The sequence below is a fragment of the Dyella agri genome, from assembly GCF_044904705.1.
Taxonomy (GTDB): Bacteria; Pseudomonadota; Gammaproteobacteria; order Xanthomonadales; family Rhodanobacteraceae; genus Rhodanobacter_A; species Rhodanobacter_A agri.
On record NZ_JADIKL010000014.1, the window covers coordinates 20,748 to 36,325 of the forward strand.

21 protein-coding genes and 1 tRNA gene are annotated in these 15,578 nt (G+C 65.9%); 5 read left to right on the forward strand and 17 right to left on the reverse strand.

Annotated elements, in window-relative coordinates; all coding sequences use genetic code 11:
• Nucleotides 1–9: 9 nt before the first annotated feature.
• Both ISP14_RS17380 and ISP14_RS17385 read right to left on the reverse strand, forming a co-directional pair.
• Nucleotides 10–939 (reverse strand): LpxL/LpxP family acyltransferase, encoded by a 930-nt coding sequence (locus ISP14_RS17380; protein WP_404542322.1) that lies wholly within the window; start codon nt 937–939, stop codon nt 10–12.
• 13 nt (nt 940–952) lie between these two features.
• Nucleotides 953–1,225, reverse strand: coding sequence for a phosphopantetheine-binding protein (locus ISP14_RS17385; RefSeq protein WP_404542324.1), 273 nt, complete (start codon nt 1,223–1,225; stop codon nt 953–955).
• A gap of 157 nt (nt 1,226–1,382) precedes the next feature.
• On the opposite strand from ISP14_RS17385, the gene ISP14_RS17390 reads away from it, so the two are divergent.
• Nucleotides 1,383–2,306 carry a chorismate transformation enzyme, FkbO/Hyg5 family gene (locus ISP14_RS17390; RefSeq protein WP_449757835.1) on the forward strand — a complete coding sequence of 308 codons (924 nt, stop codon included), beginning with the start codon at nt 1,383–1,385 and terminating at the stop codon, nt 2,304–2,306.
• On the opposite strand, the gene ISP14_RS17395 is transcribed toward ISP14_RS17390, so the two are convergent.
• From ISP14_RS17395 to ISP14_RS17465, 15 genes are all read right to left on the reverse strand, one after another.
• Nucleotides 2,297–2,758 (reverse strand): GNAT family N-acetyltransferase, encoded by a 462-nt coding sequence (locus ISP14_RS17395; RefSeq protein WP_404542329.1) that lies wholly within the window; start codon nt 2,756–2,758, stop codon nt 2,297–2,299. The genes ISP14_RS17390 and ISP14_RS17395 overlap by 10 nt on opposite strands.
• A 67-nt stretch (nt 2,759–2,825) precedes the next feature.
• Nucleotides 2,826–4,202 (reverse strand): bifunctional UDP-N-acetylglucosamine diphosphorylase/glucosamine-1-phosphate N-acetyltransferase GlmU, encoded by a 1,377-nt coding sequence (gene glmU / locus ISP14_RS17400; RefSeq protein ID WP_404542331.1) that lies wholly within the window; start codon nt 4,200–4,202, stop codon nt 2,826–2,828.
• Between the two features lie 94 nt (nt 4,203–4,296).
• A complete protein-coding gene (locus ISP14_RS17405) occupies nt 4,297–4,821 on the reverse strand; it encodes an energy transducer TonB (protein WP_404542333.1) in 525 nt (174 codons plus the stop codon).
• A 158-nt stretch (nt 4,822–4,979) separates the two neighbouring features.
• Nucleotides 4,980–5,405 (reverse strand): F0F1 ATP synthase subunit epsilon, encoded by a 426-nt coding sequence (locus ISP14_RS17410; RefSeq protein WP_404542336.1) that lies wholly within the window; start codon nt 5,403–5,405, stop codon nt 4,980–4,982.
• 79 nt (nt 5,406–5,484) lie between these two features.
• Nucleotides 5,485–6,918: a F0F1 ATP synthase subunit beta gene (gene atpD, locus ISP14_RS17415; protein WP_404542338.1), complete on the reverse strand. Its 1,434-nt coding sequence runs from the start codon at nt 6,916–6,918 to the stop codon at nt 5,485–5,487.
• Between the two features lie 81 nt (nt 6,919–6,999).
• Nucleotides 7,000–7,917 (reverse strand): F0F1 ATP synthase subunit gamma, encoded by a 918-nt coding sequence (gene atpG, locus ISP14_RS17420; protein WP_404542339.1) that lies wholly within the window; start codon nt 7,915–7,917, stop codon nt 7,000–7,002.
• A gap of 62 nt (nt 7,918–7,979) precedes the next feature.
• Nucleotides 7,980–9,530, reverse strand: coding sequence for a F0F1 ATP synthase subunit alpha (atpA, locus tag ISP14_RS17425; RefSeq protein WP_404542341.1), 1,551 nt, complete (start codon nt 9,528–9,530; stop codon nt 7,980–7,982).
• Between the two features lie 76 nt (nt 9,531–9,606).
• The gene (locus tag ISP14_RS17430; protein ID WP_404542343.1) at nt 9,607–10,140 is read right to left on the reverse strand and encodes a F0F1 ATP synthase subunit delta; all 534 of its coding nucleotides are present in this window, start codon (nt 10,138–10,140) and stop codon (nt 9,607–9,609) included.
• A gap of 3 nt (nt 10,141–10,143) precedes the next feature.
• Nucleotides 10,144–10,614, reverse strand: a complete 471-nt coding sequence (locus ISP14_RS17435; protein ID WP_404542345.1) for a F0F1 ATP synthase subunit B — start codon at nt 10,612–10,614, stop codon at nt 10,144–10,146.
• A gap of 92 nt (nt 10,615–10,706) precedes the next feature.
• Nucleotides 10,707–10,991, reverse strand: coding sequence for a F0F1 ATP synthase subunit C (gene atpE / locus ISP14_RS17440; protein WP_449757836.1), 285 nt, complete (start codon nt 10,989–10,991; stop codon nt 10,707–10,709).
• 48 nt (nt 10,992–11,039) lie between these two features.
• Complete coding sequence (gene atpB, locus ISP14_RS17445; protein WP_404542348.1) at nt 11,040–11,855, reverse strand: F0F1 ATP synthase subunit A; 816 nt, start codon at nt 11,853–11,855, stop codon at nt 11,040–11,042.
• A 3-nt stretch (nt 11,856–11,858) separates the two neighbouring features.
• The gene (locus ISP14_RS17450; protein ID WP_404542352.1) at nt 11,859–12,224 is read right to left on the reverse strand and encodes a hypothetical protein; all 366 of its coding nucleotides are present in this window, start codon (nt 12,222–12,224) and stop codon (nt 11,859–11,861) included.
• Nucleotides 12,225–12,496: 272 nt separating this feature from the next.
• On the reverse strand, nt 12,497–12,877 hold the full coding sequence (locus tag ISP14_RS17455) for a phasin family protein (protein ID WP_404542355.1): 381 nt from the start codon (nt 12,875–12,877) through the stop codon (nt 12,497–12,499).
• A 154-nt stretch (nt 12,878–13,031) separates the two neighbouring features.
• Nucleotides 13,032–13,394, reverse strand: coding sequence for a 6-carboxytetrahydropterin synthase QueD (queD, locus tag ISP14_RS17460; RefSeq protein WP_404542357.1), 363 nt, complete (start codon nt 13,392–13,394; stop codon nt 13,032–13,034).
• A 56-nt stretch (nt 13,395–13,450) separates the two neighbouring features.
• A tRNA-Met gene (locus ISP14_RS17465) sits at nt 13,451–13,527 on the reverse strand.
• 182 nt (nt 13,528–13,709) lie between these two features.
• Between ISP14_RS17465 and ISP14_RS17470 the strand changes: the two genes are divergently transcribed.
• The 4 genes from ISP14_RS17470 to erpA all read left to right on the forward strand — a co-directional run bounded on the left by ISP14_RS17470 (nt 13,710) and on the right by erpA (nt 15,577).
• Nucleotides 13,710–14,270: an RNA pyrophosphohydrolase gene (locus tag ISP14_RS17470; protein WP_404542360.1), complete on the forward strand. Its 561-nt coding sequence runs from the start codon at nt 13,710–13,712 to the stop codon at nt 14,268–14,270.
• A gap of 48 nt (nt 14,271–14,318) precedes the next feature.
• Nucleotides 14,319–14,537, forward strand: a complete 219-nt coding sequence (locus ISP14_RS17475; protein ID WP_404542363.1) for a (2Fe-2S)-binding protein — start codon at nt 14,319–14,321, stop codon at nt 14,535–14,537.
• 103 nt (nt 14,538–14,640) lie between these two features.
• Nucleotides 14,641–15,111, forward strand: a complete 471-nt coding sequence (gene bfr, locus ISP14_RS17480; protein WP_404542365.1) for a bacterioferritin — start codon at nt 14,641–14,643, stop codon at nt 15,109–15,111.
• 88 nt (nt 15,112–15,199) lie between these two features.
• Nucleotides 15,200–15,577, forward strand: coding sequence for an iron-sulfur cluster insertion protein ErpA (erpA, locus tag ISP14_RS17485; protein ID WP_404542367.1), 378 nt, complete (start codon nt 15,200–15,202; stop codon nt 15,575–15,577).
• The last annotated feature ends 1 nt before the right edge of the window (nt 15,578 follow it).

Here is a 15,578-nt window from a genome sequence, read left to right on the forward strand (position 1 = left end):
GTGCGGCTGCTACCGCGGCGTGTCGGCGTCGGCCGGTGGCGACTGCCAGAAATCGTGGAAGTTGAACCAGTTGTACGGCGCCACCCGCACGTAATGCTCCAACCGCGCGGCGTAGCGCGCGAGCAACGCATCCAGCGCAGGGCCGCGCTGCCCGCGCGGAATCGCCACGCGCTCGGCGAACGGCTCGAACACCAGCCGGTAACGATTGCCGCCCAGGTAAAGGCCGAAGCACAGCAGCACCGGCACCTGCAGCGCGTTCGCCAGCAGCCATGGCCCCACCGGCAGCGGTGCCGGTGCGCCAAGGAAATCCACCGCGCGCTGCGCCTCGTGTTCGCCAGCGCGGTCGGCCAGCAGCGCCACCATCGCACCCTGTCGGCAGGCCTCCGCGGCGGCCAACACCACACCGGCACCACCTTGCGCAGCATCGATCACCGCCGCGCCCACGGCCGGCGCCAGCGCCTCCAGCAGCTCGGTCATCGCCGGCGTCTTGCCCTTGTCCAGCACCACGCGCAGCGGTATGTCGGGACGTCGCGCGCTGAGCACGCGCAAGGCCTCGAAGCTGCCCTGGTGCGAACCGACCAGCAACACGCCGCGGCCTTCGGCGATGCACCGCTCCAGTTCCGCCAGGCCTTCGATCTCGATGCGGAAACCGCGCTCGCCGTGGGCCAGCAGATAGATCCGGTCCAGCGTGGTGGCGGCGTAGGCGTGGAACTGGCGCAGCATCGGCCACGGGCCGGGCCGATGCCCGAGCACTCGTTCGAGGTATTGCCGCGAAGCGCGCCGCTCGGCGCCGCGGCGCAGGAAAAAGTACAGCGTGACCGGGTACAGCAGCAGCCGGCCGGCACGGCGGCCGCCATGCAAGGCCAGCGTGCGCATCAACCACAGTGCGAGCCGACCGCCGCCTTCGCGGTGCTGGCGCCAGTGTGTGGCCTCGCTCATGCCGAGGGCGGGTTCAGCCGTGCGCGCGATGCGCTTCGACGAACGCGCTCAGGCCGCGCAGGCTGGCGAAGATGCGCTGGTTGTCGGGATGGTCCGAGCGCAGCTGGAAGCCGTAGCGCTTGGACACCGCCAGCGCGATCTCCAGCGCATCGATCGAATCCAGCCCCAGCTCGCCGCCGAACAATGGCGCGTCGGGATCGATCTTCGCGGGATCGATCGCTTCGAGATTCAGGCTTTCCACGATCAGGGAGGCCAGCTCGTGCTGGGCAGCAGTCAATTCGGCCATATGCGTGGAAGCTCGGGAAACGTCGTCGAAACAGGCAAAAGCGGCTGCGAAGTGTAACATGGAGCCCTTGTCTCTCCCGGTCGCAAGTATGCTTGAAGGTTGTGAAAGCAGATGGGCCGATACCGGCCCGGCGCGCGCGCCCCGCATCTCTTATCGCATGAACGATGCCGCCACCTTGCTGGCCGAGCCCGGCACGCTGGCGGTATTCGGCTTCGGCAGCGGCGTCGCGGACAGCGACGATCCGCGCTGGCTGCGCGTGCCGCTGGAAACCTTCGACGCGCCGGCGCCACTGGAAGCCTGGCAGGTCGACGGCCAGGTACAGCATGGCCGCCATGGCGCCTTGCGCTGGTCGGCCGGCGGCGGCTGGCTGTTCGCCGCGCTGGAACTGGACGAACGCGAATACGGCGGCCCCGCCGGCGCCGCCCGCTTCGCCTACGCGCAGTTGCGCGACTTCATCCGCAGCCGCGACGAGCAAAACGTGTTGCGCATCTGGAACTACCAGGGCGCGATCAACCGGGGCGATGGCGACAGCGAGCGCTACAAGCTGTTCTGCGACGGCCGTGCCGAAGGCTGTGGCGACTGGTTCGCCCACGGCTATCCCGCCGCCACTGCGATCGGCCACCACGGCGATGCGAACCTGCTGCAGGTCTACCTGCTCGCCGGCGTGCACGCCGGCACCGCGGTGGAGAACCCGCGCCAGGTCAGCGCCTGGCGCTACCCGCGCCAGTACGGCCGCACCTCTCCCGGCTTCGCCCGCGCGATGCGCCTGCCTGCGCAGGACGTGCTGGCGATTTCCGGCACCGCTGCCGTGGTAGGCCATGCCTCCGCGCACGAAGGCGACACCGCCGCGCAGCTCGACGAGATCCTGGTCAATCTCGAATCTCTGCTGGCCAGCGCCGGCATGCCCGCCGGTTTCGATACCCACGCGCCACTGAAAGCCTACGTGCGCCATGGCGCCGACGTGCCGCGGGTGCGCGAAAAGCTCAGGCAGCACCTGCCCGGCGTGCCCGTGCTGCTGTTGCATGGCGACGTCTGCCGCAGTGAGCTGCTGGTGGAGCTGGATGGGTGGCGCTACCTGTGATCCGTCCGCGCCATTGAGGCGGACAGGTCCTTCGTCATGAAAATCCGGCTGGTACCGGCTGGATCGCAGGGGATCTCGCCAAACGCGCGCCAGCCATGCCGCTCGTAAAATTTCGGTGCCTGGAAGCTGATCGTGTAGAGCACGGCGGAACGGCAGCCACGTCGTTGCCCTTCCTCCTCGAACCGCTTCAGAATGCGCGATCCCAGGCCTCCGCTGCGCAAAGGTGGCGGCAGGTAGAACAGGTCGAGAAACAACAGGCCCAGCGACGAGCGGCCCAGCGCCCCACCGAGGACATCGCCGGTAGCAGGGTCCCTCGCGACGACCGCCAGCGGCAATCGATCCGCATATCCCGCGACCTCGTCATTGAAGGCATCGAGCCCGTTGCGGATGACCCGCGACATGCTTTCGTCGATCCGGTCCGTCACCAGAATTTCCGTGTCCCGGATGTCCATTCGCAACTCTCATGTCTTGCAGCGGCATGCTTTCTTCGACGGACGACTACCTTTCTTCGACGGCTGACTACGATTCTGACTGCTTTTCCGGCCGCTGCCAGCCTGCCAGCGTGAGCTGGCGGCCGCGTGCGATGGTGAGCTCGCCAGCCGGTGCATCGCGGGTGATCACCGAGCCCGCGCCGATGGTGGCCTGCGCGCCGATCGTCACCGGCGCCACCAGTGCGCTGTTCGAGCCGATGAAGGCGCCGTCCTCGATGCGGGTGACGAACTTGTTTACGCCGTCGTAGTTGCAGGTGATGGTGCCGGCGCCCACGTTGACGCCGCGGCCGATCACGGTGTCGCCGAGGTAAGTCAGGTGATTGGCCTTGCTGCCTTCGCCGATGCGGGTCTTCTTGGTTTCGACGAAGTTGCCCACGTGCACGCCGGCGTCGAGTTCGGTGCCGGGACGCAGCCGCGCGAACGGGCCGATGGTGCAAGGGCCGTGGGTGACCACGCCTTCCAGATCGCAGTGCGCCTGCACCACCGTGCCGGCGGCCAGACGCACGTCCTTGAGGCGGGTGAACGGACCCACGCGCACGTCATCGCCGAGGTCAACCTCGCCTTCCAGAATCACGTCGATGTCGAGTTCCACATCGTGACCGGCGCTCACCACGCCACGCACGTCGATGCGTGCGGGGTCGGCCAGCCGCACGCCGGCAAGCTGCAATGCGCGCGTTGCGCGCTGGCGGTATTCGGTTTCCAGCGTAGAGAGCTGCAGCGCGTCGTTCGCGCCGGACGCTTCCACCGGGTCGCCGCACTCCACGCTGAGCGCGGGGCGCTTCTCCTCGTTCGCCATCGCGAAGATGTCGGTGAGGTAGTACTCACCCTGGGCGTTGTCGCAGTCGAGCCCGGCGAGCCAGACACGCAAGGCGGCGGCCGGGGCGACGAGGATGCCGGTATTGACCAGGTCGATCGCGCGCTGCTCGTCGGTGGCGTCCTTTTCCTCGATCACGCAGCGCACGTGGCCGTTGCCGTCGCGCAGCACGCGGCCGTAGCCACGCGGCTCGGACACGCGGATCGCCAGCAGGCCAAACCCACCTTCCACTTGCGTGAGCGTGCGCAGGGTCTCGGCGCGGGTCAGCGGCACGTCGCCATACAGCACCAGCGCCTGCGCGTCGTCGGGCACGCCAGGCAGCGCCTGCTCCACCGCGTGGCCGGTGCCGAGGCGTTCGGCCTGCAGCACCCAGTGCAGATCCTTATCCTGCGCGAACGCGGCCTGCACCTGGTCGCCGCCGTGGCCGTATACCACGTGGATCGCGGCCGGCTGCAGCTCCCGGGCGGTGGCCAGCACATGGGCCAGCAGCGGCCTCCCGGCCAGCGGCATCAGCACCTTGGGGCGCGTGGATTTCATGCGCGTGCCGGCGCCGGCGGCGAGGACGATGACGTGCAGTGGAGCATTGTTCATGCGTGTCGGCCTTGACCTGAGCTGTCCGAAAAGTCTATCAGCCCATTCCTGTCCGGCACCGGTAGCCCGGTGACCTTGTTTTGCCAGCGTCGACTCAGCGCTGTGCCGACGCCGATGACACGGTCGTCTTGCCGGCGTGGCACTCGAAGCGGAACGCGTACATCAAACTGAATGGCTTGGTCGTGCTGTCCACTTCGTGCGTGTTGCCGTCAGCATCCGCGGCCCAATGGTCTATCCGCAGCGGATTGAACTCCCACTGCAGTACCGCGGCGCGCACGGCGGCGAAGAACGGCTGTGGGCGCGGCGTCGCCGCAGCATCCGTTGCCATATCGCGCACGTCGCCCACCTTCCCCGCCTCGTCCACGATCACCTGCACCTGTACTTCCTGCAACGGCGCACAGGTCGCCAGCTGGTCCGGCGGATAGACCGGCGTCACGCACTGGAATGGCGTGGCGCCTGTGGCGGTATCGCCGATCGCCAGCTGGTAATGCGCCATGTGGCCGTCGTCGAGCATCCGGTAGCTGGCGGAGCCCTCGTTCGGCGCCCTGGCGGGCGGCGCGGCGACAGTGGCGCACCCCGCCGCGCCCAGCGCAAGCAGGCCTGGAACCAGCAACCTCATGCATGCCATTACTAGCGTCTCCATCCGGCGAGTGTCGGCAACGCTATCAAATTACATTTGTAATTTAAAGCACCGTCACACGGCATCGCCCCCGGATGCAAAAACGCCGGCACAAGGCCGGCGTTCTTTTCCGCGATATTCATTGAAGCAATACTTCCTCAGTGCTTGAGGTTCTTGCGCAGCCGCTCCAGCGCCTGCAGCTGGGCTATCGCTTCGGCCAGCTTGGCTTGCGCCTCGGCCACTTCCAGTGCGTCGGTGCGATTGGCCAGCGCGTCCTCGGCTTCCTTCTTCGCGCGCTGCGCGGCGGCCTCGTCAAGCTCGGCGGCGCGGATCGCGGTATCGGCCAGCACGGTGACCACCTGCGGCTGCACTTCGAGAATGCCGCCGGAGACGTAGAACTGCTGGCGCTCGCCTGCGGCCAGCACCACGTCGACGTGGCCCGGCTTGAGGCGGGTGATCAGCGGAGCGTGACGGGGCGTGATGCCCAGTTCGCCCAGTTCGCCGGTGGCGACGAGCATCGTGGCCTCGCCGGAGAAGATCTCGGCTTCGGCGCTGACGATGTCGACTCGCAAGGTGTGGCTCATGGCGGTGTTCCGATACGTTTGCAGCAGTGGTGGTGGAGCAGTTGACTCTCAGTCAACTGCTCCAGGTGCCATCACGGGATCAGGCAGCCTTCTTGGCGCCCATCTCCTCGCCCTTCTTGATCGCCTCGTCGATGCCGCCGACCATGTAGAACGCCTGCTCCGGCAGGTGGTCGACGTCGCCTTCCACGATCATCTTGAAGCCGCGGATGGTTTCCTTCAGCGACACGTACTTGCCGGGGGCGCCGGTGAACACTTCGGCCACGTGGAACGGCTGGCTGAAGAAGCGCTCGCACTTGCGGGCGCGCGCCACCACCTGCTTGTCCTCTTCGGACAGCTCGTCCATGCCGAGAATGGCGATGATGTCCTTCAGCTCCTTGTAGCGCTGCAGCATGCCCTGCACGCGGCGGGCCACCTCGTAGTGCTCCTGGCCGACGACCTGCGGGTCGAGCTGACGGCTAGTGGAGTCCAGCGGATCCACGGCCGGGTAGATGCCCAGCGAGGCGATCTGGCGCGACAGGGTCACGGTGGAGTCAAGGTGCGCGAAGGTGGTGGCCGGCGACGGGTCGGTCAGGTCGTCCGCGGGCACGTACACGGCCTGGATCGAGGTGATCGAGCCGGTCTTGGTGGAGGTGATGCGCTCCTGCAGCACGCCCATTTCGTCGGCTAGGGTCGGCTGGTAGCCCACCGCCGACGGCATACGGCCGAGCAGCGCGGACACTTCGGTGCCAGCCAGGGTGTAGCGGTAGATGTTGTCCACGAAGAACAGCACGTCCTTGCCCTTGCCGGACGCGTCCTTCTGGTCGCGGAAGTACTCGGCCATGGTCAGGCCGGTCAGCGCGACGCGCAGACGGTTGCCCGGCGGCTCGTTCATCTGGCCGTAGACCATCGCCACCTTCGACTCGGGCAGGTTGTCCAGCTTCACGACGCCGGCGTCCTGCATCTCGTGGTAGAAGTCGTTGCCTTCGCGGGTACGCTCGCCCACGCCGGCGAACACCGACAGGCCCGAGTGCTGGGTCGCGATGTTGTTGATCAGCTCGAGCATGTTCACGGTCTTGCCCACGCCGGCGCCGCCGAACAGGCCGACCTTGCCGCCCTTGGCGAACGGGCAGACCAGGTCGATCACCTTGATGCCGGTTTCCAGCAGCTCGTTGGCCAGCGCCTGCTCGTCATACGACGGCGCCTCGCGATGGATCACCCAGTGGTCCTCGGCCTTGATCGGGCCGACTTCGTCGATCGGATTGCCGAGCACGTCCATGATGCGGCCCAGGGTGGCGTTGCCCACCGGCACCTTGATGCCTTCGCCGGTGTTGCGGGCGAGCAGACCGCGCTTCAGGCCATCGGTGGAACCCAGCGCGATGGTGCGCACCACGCCGTCGCCCAGCACCTGCTGCACTTCCAGCGTGATCTCGGTGCCGTCGATCTTCAGCGCGTCGTACACCTGCGGCACCTGATCGCGCGCGAACTCGACGTCGATGACCGCGCCGATGATCTGAACAACTTTGCCCTGGCTCATGGATGTGCTCCGGATGGATCTTTAGTGTCTGTTGCGGCGCCGCTGCGCGTCGCCATGAATTCTTTTTGAGAGCAACCGCGGTTACACCGCGGCCGCTCCTCCAACGATTTCGCTGATTTCCTGCGTGATCGCTGCCTGACGGGTCTTGTTGTAGACCAGCGTCAGCGTGTCGATCACCTTGTTCGCGTTATCCGACGCGCTCTTCATCGCGACCATGCGCGCGGCGTGTTCGCTGGCGAGGTTCTCCAGCACGCCCTGGTACACCACCGACTCGATGTAGCGGCCCAGCACGTGCTCCAGCACAGTCTGCGCATCGGGCTCGTAGATGTAGTCCCAGTCGTGGGTCTGCTCCAGCTTGATGCCGGCATACGCCGACTCGCCCGCCGCCTGGTGCGCTTCCATCTCCGCCGCCACCAGCGGCAGCGGCAGCAGCGCGTCGATGCTGGGCTTCTGCGTCATGGTGTTGACGAAGTCGTTGTAGGCAAGGAATACGCGGTCCACCGCGTTCGCGCTGTAGGCATCCAGCACCACCTTGATCACGCCGATCAGCTGCTCCAGCTTCGGGCGCTCGCCGAGATGGGTGGTGCTGCCGATCAGGTTCACACCCTTGATACGGCGGAAGAACTGCAGCGCCTTCTGGCCGATCGCGACCACGTCGACCTGCACGCCCTTGCCCTGCCACTCCAGGATCGCGGGCAGCAGGCGGCGGAACATGTTGGAGTTCAGGCCGCCGCACAGGCCGCGGTCGGTGGACACCACGATGTAGGCCACCCGTGCGACGTTTTCGCGTTCGATCAGGAACGGATGCTTGAAGTCCGTGCTGGCCTGCGCCACATGCGCGATCACCTTGCGCATGGAACGCGCATAGGGACGCGAGGCCTTCATCAGATCCTGCGCCTTGCGGATCTTCGAGGCCGAGACCATCTCGAGCGCGCGCGTCACCTTGCGCATGTTCTGCGTGCTCTTGATCTTGGTTTTGATTTCGCGTCCGCTTGCCACGTCTGCCTCGATCTGTCGGGTCTGTGCAATGCCGGCTCAGGAGCCGGCGTGCCGTTCCGGGATTACCAGCTACCCGTCTTCTTGTATTCGTCCAGCGAGCTCTTGAAGACGCCTTCGATCTCGGCGTTCCAGTCGCCGGTGGCGACGATCTTCTTCATCAGCTCGGCATGGTTCTGGTGCATGAAGGCGTGCAGGCCCTTCTCGAACGCCAGCACCTTGTTCACCGGCAGGTCGTCGAGGTAGCCCTTCTCGGCCGCGTACACCGACAGCGCCAGCTCGGCGATCGACAGCGGCGCGTACTGCGACTGCTTCATCAGCTCGGTCACGCGCTGACCGCGGTCGAGCTGGGCGCGGGTGGCCGGGTCAAGGTCAGAGGCGAACTGCGCGAACGCAGCCAGCTCGCGGTACTGCGCCAGCGCCAGCTTCACGCCGCCGGACAGCTTCTTCACGATCTTGGTCTGCGCCGAACCGCCCACGCGCGACACCGAAATACCGGCGTTCACGGCCGGGCGGATGCCGGCGTTGAACAGGTCGGTTTCGAGGAAGATCTGGCCGTCGGTGATCGAGATCACGTTGGTCGGCACGAACGCGGACACGTCGCCGGCCTGCGTTTCGATGATCGGCAGCGCGGTCAGCGAACCGGTCTTGCCCTTCACTTCACCGTTGGTGAACTTCTCGACGTACTCCTCGGAGACGCGGGAAGCGCGCTCGAGCAGACGCGAGTGGAGATAGAACACGTCGCCCGGGTAGGCTTCGCGGCCCGGCGGGCGCTTCAGCAGCAGCGAGATCTGGCGGTAGGCGACGGCCTGCTTGGACAGGTCGTCGTACACGATCAGCGCGTCCTGGCCGCGGTCGCGGAAGTACTCGCCCATCGCGCAACCGGCGTACGGCGCGATGTACTGCAGCGCGGCCGATTCGGAAGCGGAGGCGACCACCACGATGGTGTTGGCCAGCGCACCGTTCTCTTCCAGCTTGCGCACCACGTTCGCGATGGACGAGCGCTTCTGCCCGATCGCTACGTAGATCGAGAAGATGCCCGAATCCTTCTGGTTGATGATCGCGTCGATCGCCAGCGCGGTCTTGCCGGTCTGACGGTCGCCGATGATCAGCTCGCGCTGGCCACGGCCGACCGGGATCATCGAGTCGACCGACTTGTAGCCGGTCTGCACCGGCTGGTCGACGCTCTTGCGCCACACCACGCCCGGCGCGACCTTCTCGATCGCCGAGCTGAGCTTGGCGTTGATCGGCCCCTTGCCGTCGATCGGATTGCCCAGCGAATCGACCACGCGGCCGAGCAGCTCGGGGCCGACCGGCACTTCGAGGATGCGGCCAGTGGTCTTGGCGACGTCGCCTTCGCGCAGATGCTGGTATTCGCCCAGCACCACCGCGCCGACCGAGTCGCGCTCCAGGTTCAGCGCCAGCGCGTAGGCGTTGCCCGGCAGCTCGATCATTTCGCCCTGCATCACGTCGGCCAGGCCGTGGATGCGCACGATGCCGTCGGACACGCTGATGATCGTGCCCTCGTTGCGGGCCTCCGCGCCAAGCTTGAACTGCTCGATGCGGTTCTTGATCAGTTCGCTGATCTCGGACGGGTTGAGAGTGGTGCTGGACATGTCGATATCCTGAAATTTGGAAACGCGATGTTGTCTTGTTGCGACCGGCCCGGCGCGAGCCGGGCTGCGCACGAAACTACTGACTCAGTGCACTGCCGAGGCGCTCGAGGCGCCCGCGCGCGGAACCATCGATCACTTCGCTGCCGGTGTCGATCACCACGCCGGCCAGCAGCGAGGCATCGACCCGGGCGTCCAGTTCGATCTCGCGCTTGAAGCGGCGCTTCAGCGAAGCCTTGAGCTGCTCGGCCTGGGCCGCGTCCAGCGCCATCGCGCTGGTCACCTTCACCAGCAGCTGCGACTCGGACTCGCGCCGGTACTGCTCGTACAGCGCGGCCACTTCCGGCAGCAACGCCATGCGGCGGTGCTCGGCCAGTTCACCCAGGAACTGCGCGAACTGCGCGTCGGCGGCCATGCCCTCGGGCAGGTGCAGCGCCACCAGCTGCGCCGGCTGCACGCGCGGATCGTTGCCGAGCGAGGCCACGCGCGGATCCGCCGCCACCTGGGCGGCGAACGCCAGCGCCTGCGACCACGCGGCCAGCGCACCGCTGGCGTGAGCCAGCTCGAACGCGGCGCGGGCGTAGGGACGGGCGAGGGTGATTGCCTGGGCCATGGATCAGACCTCGGCGGCGAGCTGGTCGAGCAGCGCCTTGTGCGTCGAGGCATCCACCTCGCGCTGCACGATCTTGGACGCGCCCTGCACGGCCAGCGCACCCACGCGCTCACGCAGCTGCTCGCGCGCCTGCTGGGCCATCGCGGCGATGTCGTCCTGCGCCACGGCCTTCAGCCGGTTGATCTCGACGATGGCGTCGGCACGGGCCTTGTCGAGGATGCCGTTGGCCTGCTGCTGCGCCTTGTCGATGATCTCGGACGCCTGCTGGCGCGCCTTGCGGATCTCGTCCGCCACCTTGGTGTCGGCGTCCTTCAGCTCGGCATGCGCGCGCTCGGCGGCACTCAGGCCGTCGGCGATCTTGATCTGCCGTTCCTCGATGGCCTTGTTGATGTGCGGCCAGATGAACTGGACGCAGAACCAGATCAAGATGGCGAAAGCAATCATTTCGCCGATCAGAGTGCCGTTGGGAAGCATCGCTGCGTTACCTGCAAATACGGAATGGAACCGGCGCGGACATCGAGTGATCCGCGCCGAGAGAACGGCGGCGCCAGGCGCCGCCTAGGACATCAGCCCAGCTTCGACAGCAGCGGGTTCGCCACGGCGAAGTACATGGCCAGCGCCACGCCGATCAGGAACGCCGCGTCGATCAGGCCGGCCAGCAGGAACATGCGGCCCTGCAGCAGCGGCACCAGCTCCGGCTGGCGGGCAGCGGCTTCCAGGAACTTCGAACCCATCACGCCGATGCCGATACAGGCACCCAGGGCGCCGAGGCCGATGATCAGGCCGAGCGCGATGGCGGTGAAGCCCTGCACCTGGGCGATTTGAACGATGTGAGCGGCGACTTGGTCCACGGTGATCTCCTCGAAAAAACGGTTTTGCGTTGAAGGGTTGAAACGGAATCAGTGATGGTCGTGCGCCATCGAGATGTACACGATGGTCAGCACCATGAAGATGAAGGCCTGGATCGAGATGATCAGGATGTGGAAGAGGCCCCACACCGTGTAGCCGATGATGCCGGCGCCATACAGCGCCCAGCCGGCCACGCCCGCGCCTGCGCTGAACAGGCCGGCGATCAGCATGAACACCAGCTCGCCCGCGTACATGTTGCCGAACAGTCGCATCGCCAGGCTCACCGGCTTGGACAGCAGCTCAACCAGGTTCAGCGCGAAATTGGGGAGCCACAGCAACGGATGCTTGCCGAACGGCGCGGTGAACAGCTCGTGCATGAAGCCGCTGGCACCCTTGGCCTTGAAGCTGTAGAAAATGATCAGCAGGAACACCGTGATCGACATCGCGAACGTCATGCTGGTGTCCGCGGTCGGCACCGAGCGGAAATGGCCGATGCCGAACTTCTCAGTGATCCAGGGGAGCAAGTCGACCGGCAGCAAGTCCATCGCGTTCATCAGGAACACCCAGACGAACACGGTCAGCGCCAGCGGGCCGAGGAAGCGGCGATCGCCATGGAACACGTCTTTGACCTGGCCGTCGACGAACTCGAGGATGATTTCGACGAAGGCTTGGCCCTTGCTTGGCACACCGGCGGTAGCCTTGCGCGCCTTGGACCAGAACCACAGGCAGAACACTACGCCCAGCACCAGCGACACCGTGATCGAGTCGATGTGTACTGCCCAGAAACCTTCCTTGCTCGCCTGCGGAACGAGATGCGTAAGGTGGTGCTGGATGTATTCGGTAAGACCGCCCGGCTCGCTTGCCATGCCTCAACCCTTGAATCTGAACGCCAGCAGATAAACCGCGTAAGCAGCCACCAGCCCCGTCACGGCAGCCAGCGGCGGCAACTTGTAATGAAACAGGATCAACCCCAGCCCGCCGACGACTACTGCCCACTTCAGCAGCATGCCGAGCAGCAGGCGAACGAAAGCCGCCGCGCCACCGACCAACCGCCCGAAGGCCTGCACGGACATCAGCGCGGTACCCAGCGCCACCGTGAAACCCCCGGCCGCAGCCGAAACCGCCTCCCGATGCCCCTTCAGCAGGAACATCGCGCCGACCATCGCCGCCACCGCAAGCTGCAGCAGCATCGTGCGCAGTGCGAGGCGCCGACCGGCGTCGAGACTGTTGAGCACGTAACCTCTCCGCACCGGCTTCCACCAAGTGGCACCGATACCGGCCACGAACTACGATCCAATCCGTAAAAGTATATCAGTGCCCTGCTTGCAGCGACAAGCCGCGAACGCTGCGGCAACTTGTCCCGCGACCGCCGCATGGCTGCCGGCGCGTGTCCGCTGTCGCCTGATTCAGCTAAAGAAAAGGGCCGGACTGGGGAAGTCCGGCCCTTGCTGCCATGCGGGAGGGGAGAGCCGCCGGCAGGATGCCACTCGGGGTTGTATCGCGAACCTTACTTCGCAGCCTTCTTCGCGGCCGGCGCAGCCACCGCCTCGTTGGCGGCCTGACGCTGTTCCTGCACGAGCGCCTGCAGCGACTCCGCCGCCTTCTGCGTCACGGCGATGATTTCCTGCGAAACCGCCACCGCACGCTCGGCCTGCTCACGGCTCAGGCTGGCGCCCTTTTCCCACAGGCTGCGCAGCGCATCGGCGTCGCGGGTCTCCAGCGCCTCGGCCACGAACGCGGCCGAATCACGCGTCTGCTGCTCGAAGGCCTTGAGCTGCAGGCCGGCGACCGTCTCCAGGCTCTTCAGGGCCAGCGACTGCGCCTTGAACGCGCCCTCGGTGACCTGCTTGGTGTAAGCGAAAAACTGGTTGCTGAACTGCTGAGTCATGAGCTTGCCCTCGCTGGGGTATGCGGTTAGTGGAAGCGACTCTAGCAGGCTCTTTTGTGCAATGCAATATATTTTTTGTCGATTGACCAGACCAGTGTGAAAATATTTATGTAACACAGCATTTTGCGTGTCACGAATCTGTCATCGCACCGCGTCAAGGATGGCCCCGGCTGCAGCTGGCGCCGGAGGTGCAGGTCTCGTGCACCACCACTTCGTCCAGGCCCGGCAGGCGCGGCTCCAGCCGCTGAAAGACCCAGCGCGCCAGCATCTCGCTGGTGGGATTCTCCAGGCCTTCGATATCGTTGAGGTAGTGATGATCGAGCTGCTCGAACAGCGGCGCGAAAGCCGCTTTCACGTCGGCGAAATCCATCACCCAGCCGCTTTGTGCGCCCGGCTCGCCGGCCACGTGTACTTCCACGCGGAACGAGTGCCCGTGCAGACGCGCGCACTTGTGTCCCGGCGGCACGTTGGGCAAACGGTGTGCCGCCTCGATCTGGAATACCTTGAAGATACGCATGCTGTTGCTCCGGCGTTCCGTCGACCGCGGATCGCACGGGCGCGGGAGGGAGCGCATGGTGGCTATGGGTGGACTCGAACCACCGACCCCAGCATTATGAGTGCTGTGCTCTAACCGGCTGAGCTACATAGCCATGGGGGAAGCCGCCGCTACGGATCGCTGCGATCCTGGAGGCGGGGCGCGGCAGTTTAATGGCGAGCACGCTCCGGTTCAAGTTTTTCGGCTTGCCGCGGTTCGGCCTGCATGGTTGAATCCAGCCATCGCCTTGCGCGCGCCAGCTGCTGCCGGCGCGCGACATGGCCCGAGGATGACGAGATGATCGACATCGATGGCTATCGCCCGAATGTGGGCATCGTGCTGCTGAACGCGGACGGCCGTCTGTTCTGGGCGCGCCGCATCAACCGCGACGGCTGGCAGTTTCCGCAAGGCGGCATGCGTAGCGACGAAACGCCACTGGAAGCGATGTACCGCGAGCTGGAAGAGGAAACCGGCCTGGCGCCCGAACACGTCGAGGTGGTGGCCTCCACCCGCGGCTGGCTGCGCTACAAGCTGCCGCAGCGCTATGTACGCCAGCACCAGCGGCCAACCTGCATCGGCCAGAAGCAGGTGTGGTTCCTGCTCAAACTGGTCAGCGACGAAGCCTCGCTGCGGCTGGATGCCTGCGACAAGCCGGAGTTCGACATCTGGCGCTGGGTGGATTTCTGGTACCCGGCCGCCCATGTGGTGAACTTCAAGCGGCAGGTATACGAACGCGCCCTGCGCCACTTCGCGCCACTGGTGGAAGGCATGTGCCGGATCGAGCTGGGCAACGCGCCGCCACGCGAGGACGGCGACGTCCCGCCCGACGAGCCACGGCACGGCTGGCGCGCCGCCTGAGCGGCGGCAGCACGCCGATAGTTGACAATCATTCGCATTTGCGTTCTTATGCGCGGCATGTACATCTGCCTGTGCAACGCCGTCACCGACCACGACATCCGCCGCGAAGTCGCCGACGGCGTGCGCAGCTTCGCCGAACTGCAGGCGCGCACTGGCTGTTCGGACTGCTGCGGCTGCTGTGAAGCCGAAGCGCGCGATTGTCTGCAGCAGGCGGTCGAACAGAGCGGGGCCACGGCCGGGCTGCCCGCCTTCGTCGCAGTCGCCTGAGCCGCCTGCGCGTTCCCACGCGCAAACCATTGCCATTCGTGTTCCGCCTCCGAGGCGGCGAACTTCGTATAGTCGTCGCATTTCCCCGCCAGCGGAGACGGCCATGAAGGGCGACGCCAAGGTCATCGAATTCCTCAACAAGGTGCTCTACAACGAGCTGACCGCGATCAACCAGTACTTCCTGCATTACCGCATGTTCAAGGACTGGGGCTACGCGGAACTGGCCGAGCACGAGTACAAGGAATCGATCGAGGAGATGAAGCACGCCGATCGCCTGATCGAGCGCATCCTGTTCCTCGACGGCCTGCCCAACCTGCAGCACCTGGGCAAGCTGCGCATCGGCGAGAACGTGCTGGAGTGCATCCAGGGCGATCTCGACCTGGAACTGGCCGCCGCCAAAGACCTGCGCGCCGCGATCGCGCACAGCGAAGGCATCGCCGACTACGTCAGCCGCGACCTGTTCAAGGGCATCCTGCACGACGAGGAAGAGCACATCGACTGGCTGGAAACCCAGCAGAGCCTGGTCAAGGACATCGGCGCGGAACGCTACCTGCAGAGCAAGATGCAGAGCTGAGCGCCCGCCGCAACCGGACGACGGTCATGTTATGGCAGGGCGGGCGAAGTATGCTTGTACCGCCCGCCCGCGCCCCCATCTGAGTGCCATGGATACCGTCGTCCCGCTTCCCACCGCCCCCGATTACCGCAGCAGTGGTGCGCCGTTGCTGTTCACCGAAGCCGCCGCACGCAAGGTGCACGAGTTGATCGCGGAAGAGGGCAATCCCGCGCTGAAGCTGCGCGTGTACATCTCCGGCGGCGGCTGTTCGGGCTTCCAGTACGGCTTCACCTTCGACGAGGCCCAGGCCGAGGACGACTTCGCGCTGGAGCGCGAAGGCGTGACCCTGTTGTGCGATCCGCTGTCGCTGCAATACCTCACCGGCGCCGAGATCGACTACAGCGAGAACCTCAGCGGCTCGCAGTTCGTGATACGCAATCCGAACGCGAAGACCACCTGCGGCTGCGGCTCCTCGTTCTCCGCCTGAA

Excerpts from the sequence above, each read along its gene's own strand:
- ISP14_RS17380 (WP_404542322.1), bottom strand. The coding sequence starts at position 939 with ATGAGCGAGGCCACACACTGGCGCCAGCACCGCGAAGGCGGCGGTCGG.
- ISP14_RS17385 (WP_404542324.1), bottom strand. The coding sequence starts at position 1,225 with ATGGCCGAATTGACTGCTGCCCAGCACGAGCTGGCCTCCCTGATCGTG.
- ISP14_RS17390 (WP_449757835.1), top strand. The coding sequence starts at position 1,383 with ATGAACGATGCCGCCACCTTGCTGGCCGAGCCCGGCACGCTGGCGGTA.
- ISP14_RS17395 (WP_404542329.1), bottom strand. The coding sequence starts at position 2,758 with ATGGACATCCGGGACACGGAAATTCTGGTGACGGACCGGATCGACGAA.
- glmU (WP_404542331.1), bottom strand. The coding sequence starts at position 4,202 with ATGAACAATGCTCCACTGCACGTCATCGTCCTCGCCGCCGGCGCCGGC.
- ISP14_RS17405 (WP_404542333.1), bottom strand. The coding sequence starts at position 4,821 with ATGAGGTTGCTGGTTCCAGGCCTGCTTGCGCTGGGCGCGGCGGGGTGC.
- ISP14_RS17410 (WP_404542336.1), bottom strand. The coding sequence starts at position 5,405 with ATGAGCCACACCTTGCGAGTCGACATCGTCAGCGCCGAAGCCGAGATC.
- atpD (WP_404542338.1), bottom strand. The coding sequence starts at position 6,918 with ATGAGCCAGGGCAAAGTTGTTCAGATCATCGGCGCGGTCATCGACGTC.
- atpA (WP_404542341.1), bottom strand. The coding sequence starts at position 9,530 with ATGTCCAGCACCACTCTCAACCCGTCCGAGATCAGCGAACTGATCAAG.
- ISP14_RS17430 (WP_404542343.1), bottom strand. The coding sequence starts at position 10,140 with ATGGCCCAGGCAATCACCCTCGCCCGTCCCTACGCCCGCGCCGCGTTC.
- ISP14_RS17435 (WP_404542345.1), bottom strand. The coding sequence starts at position 10,614 with ATGCTTCCCAACGGCACTCTGATCGGCGAAATGATTGCTTTCGCCATC.
- atpB (WP_404542348.1), bottom strand. The coding sequence starts at position 11,855 with ATGGCAAGCGAGCCGGGCGGTCTTACCGAATACATCCAGCACCACCTT.
- ISP14_RS17455 (WP_404542355.1), bottom strand. The coding sequence starts at position 12,877 with ATGACTCAGCAGTTCAGCAACCAGTTTTTCGCTTACACCAAGCAGGTC.
- queD (WP_404542357.1), bottom strand. The coding sequence starts at position 13,394 with ATGCGTATCTTCAAGGTATTCCAGATCGAGGCGGCACACCGTTTGCCC.
- ISP14_RS17470 (WP_404542360.1), top strand. The coding sequence starts at position 13,710 with ATGATCGACATCGATGGCTATCGCCCGAATGTGGGCATCGTGCTGCTG.
- ISP14_RS17475 (WP_404542363.1), top strand. The coding sequence starts at position 14,319 with ATGCGCGGCATGTACATCTGCCTGTGCAACGCCGTCACCGACCACGAC.
- bfr (WP_404542365.1), top strand. The coding sequence starts at position 14,641 with ATGAAGGGCGACGCCAAGGTCATCGAATTCCTCAACAAGGTGCTCTAC.
- erpA (WP_404542367.1), top strand. The coding sequence starts at position 15,200 with ATGGATACCGTCGTCCCGCTTCCCACCGCCCCCGATTACCGCAGCAGT.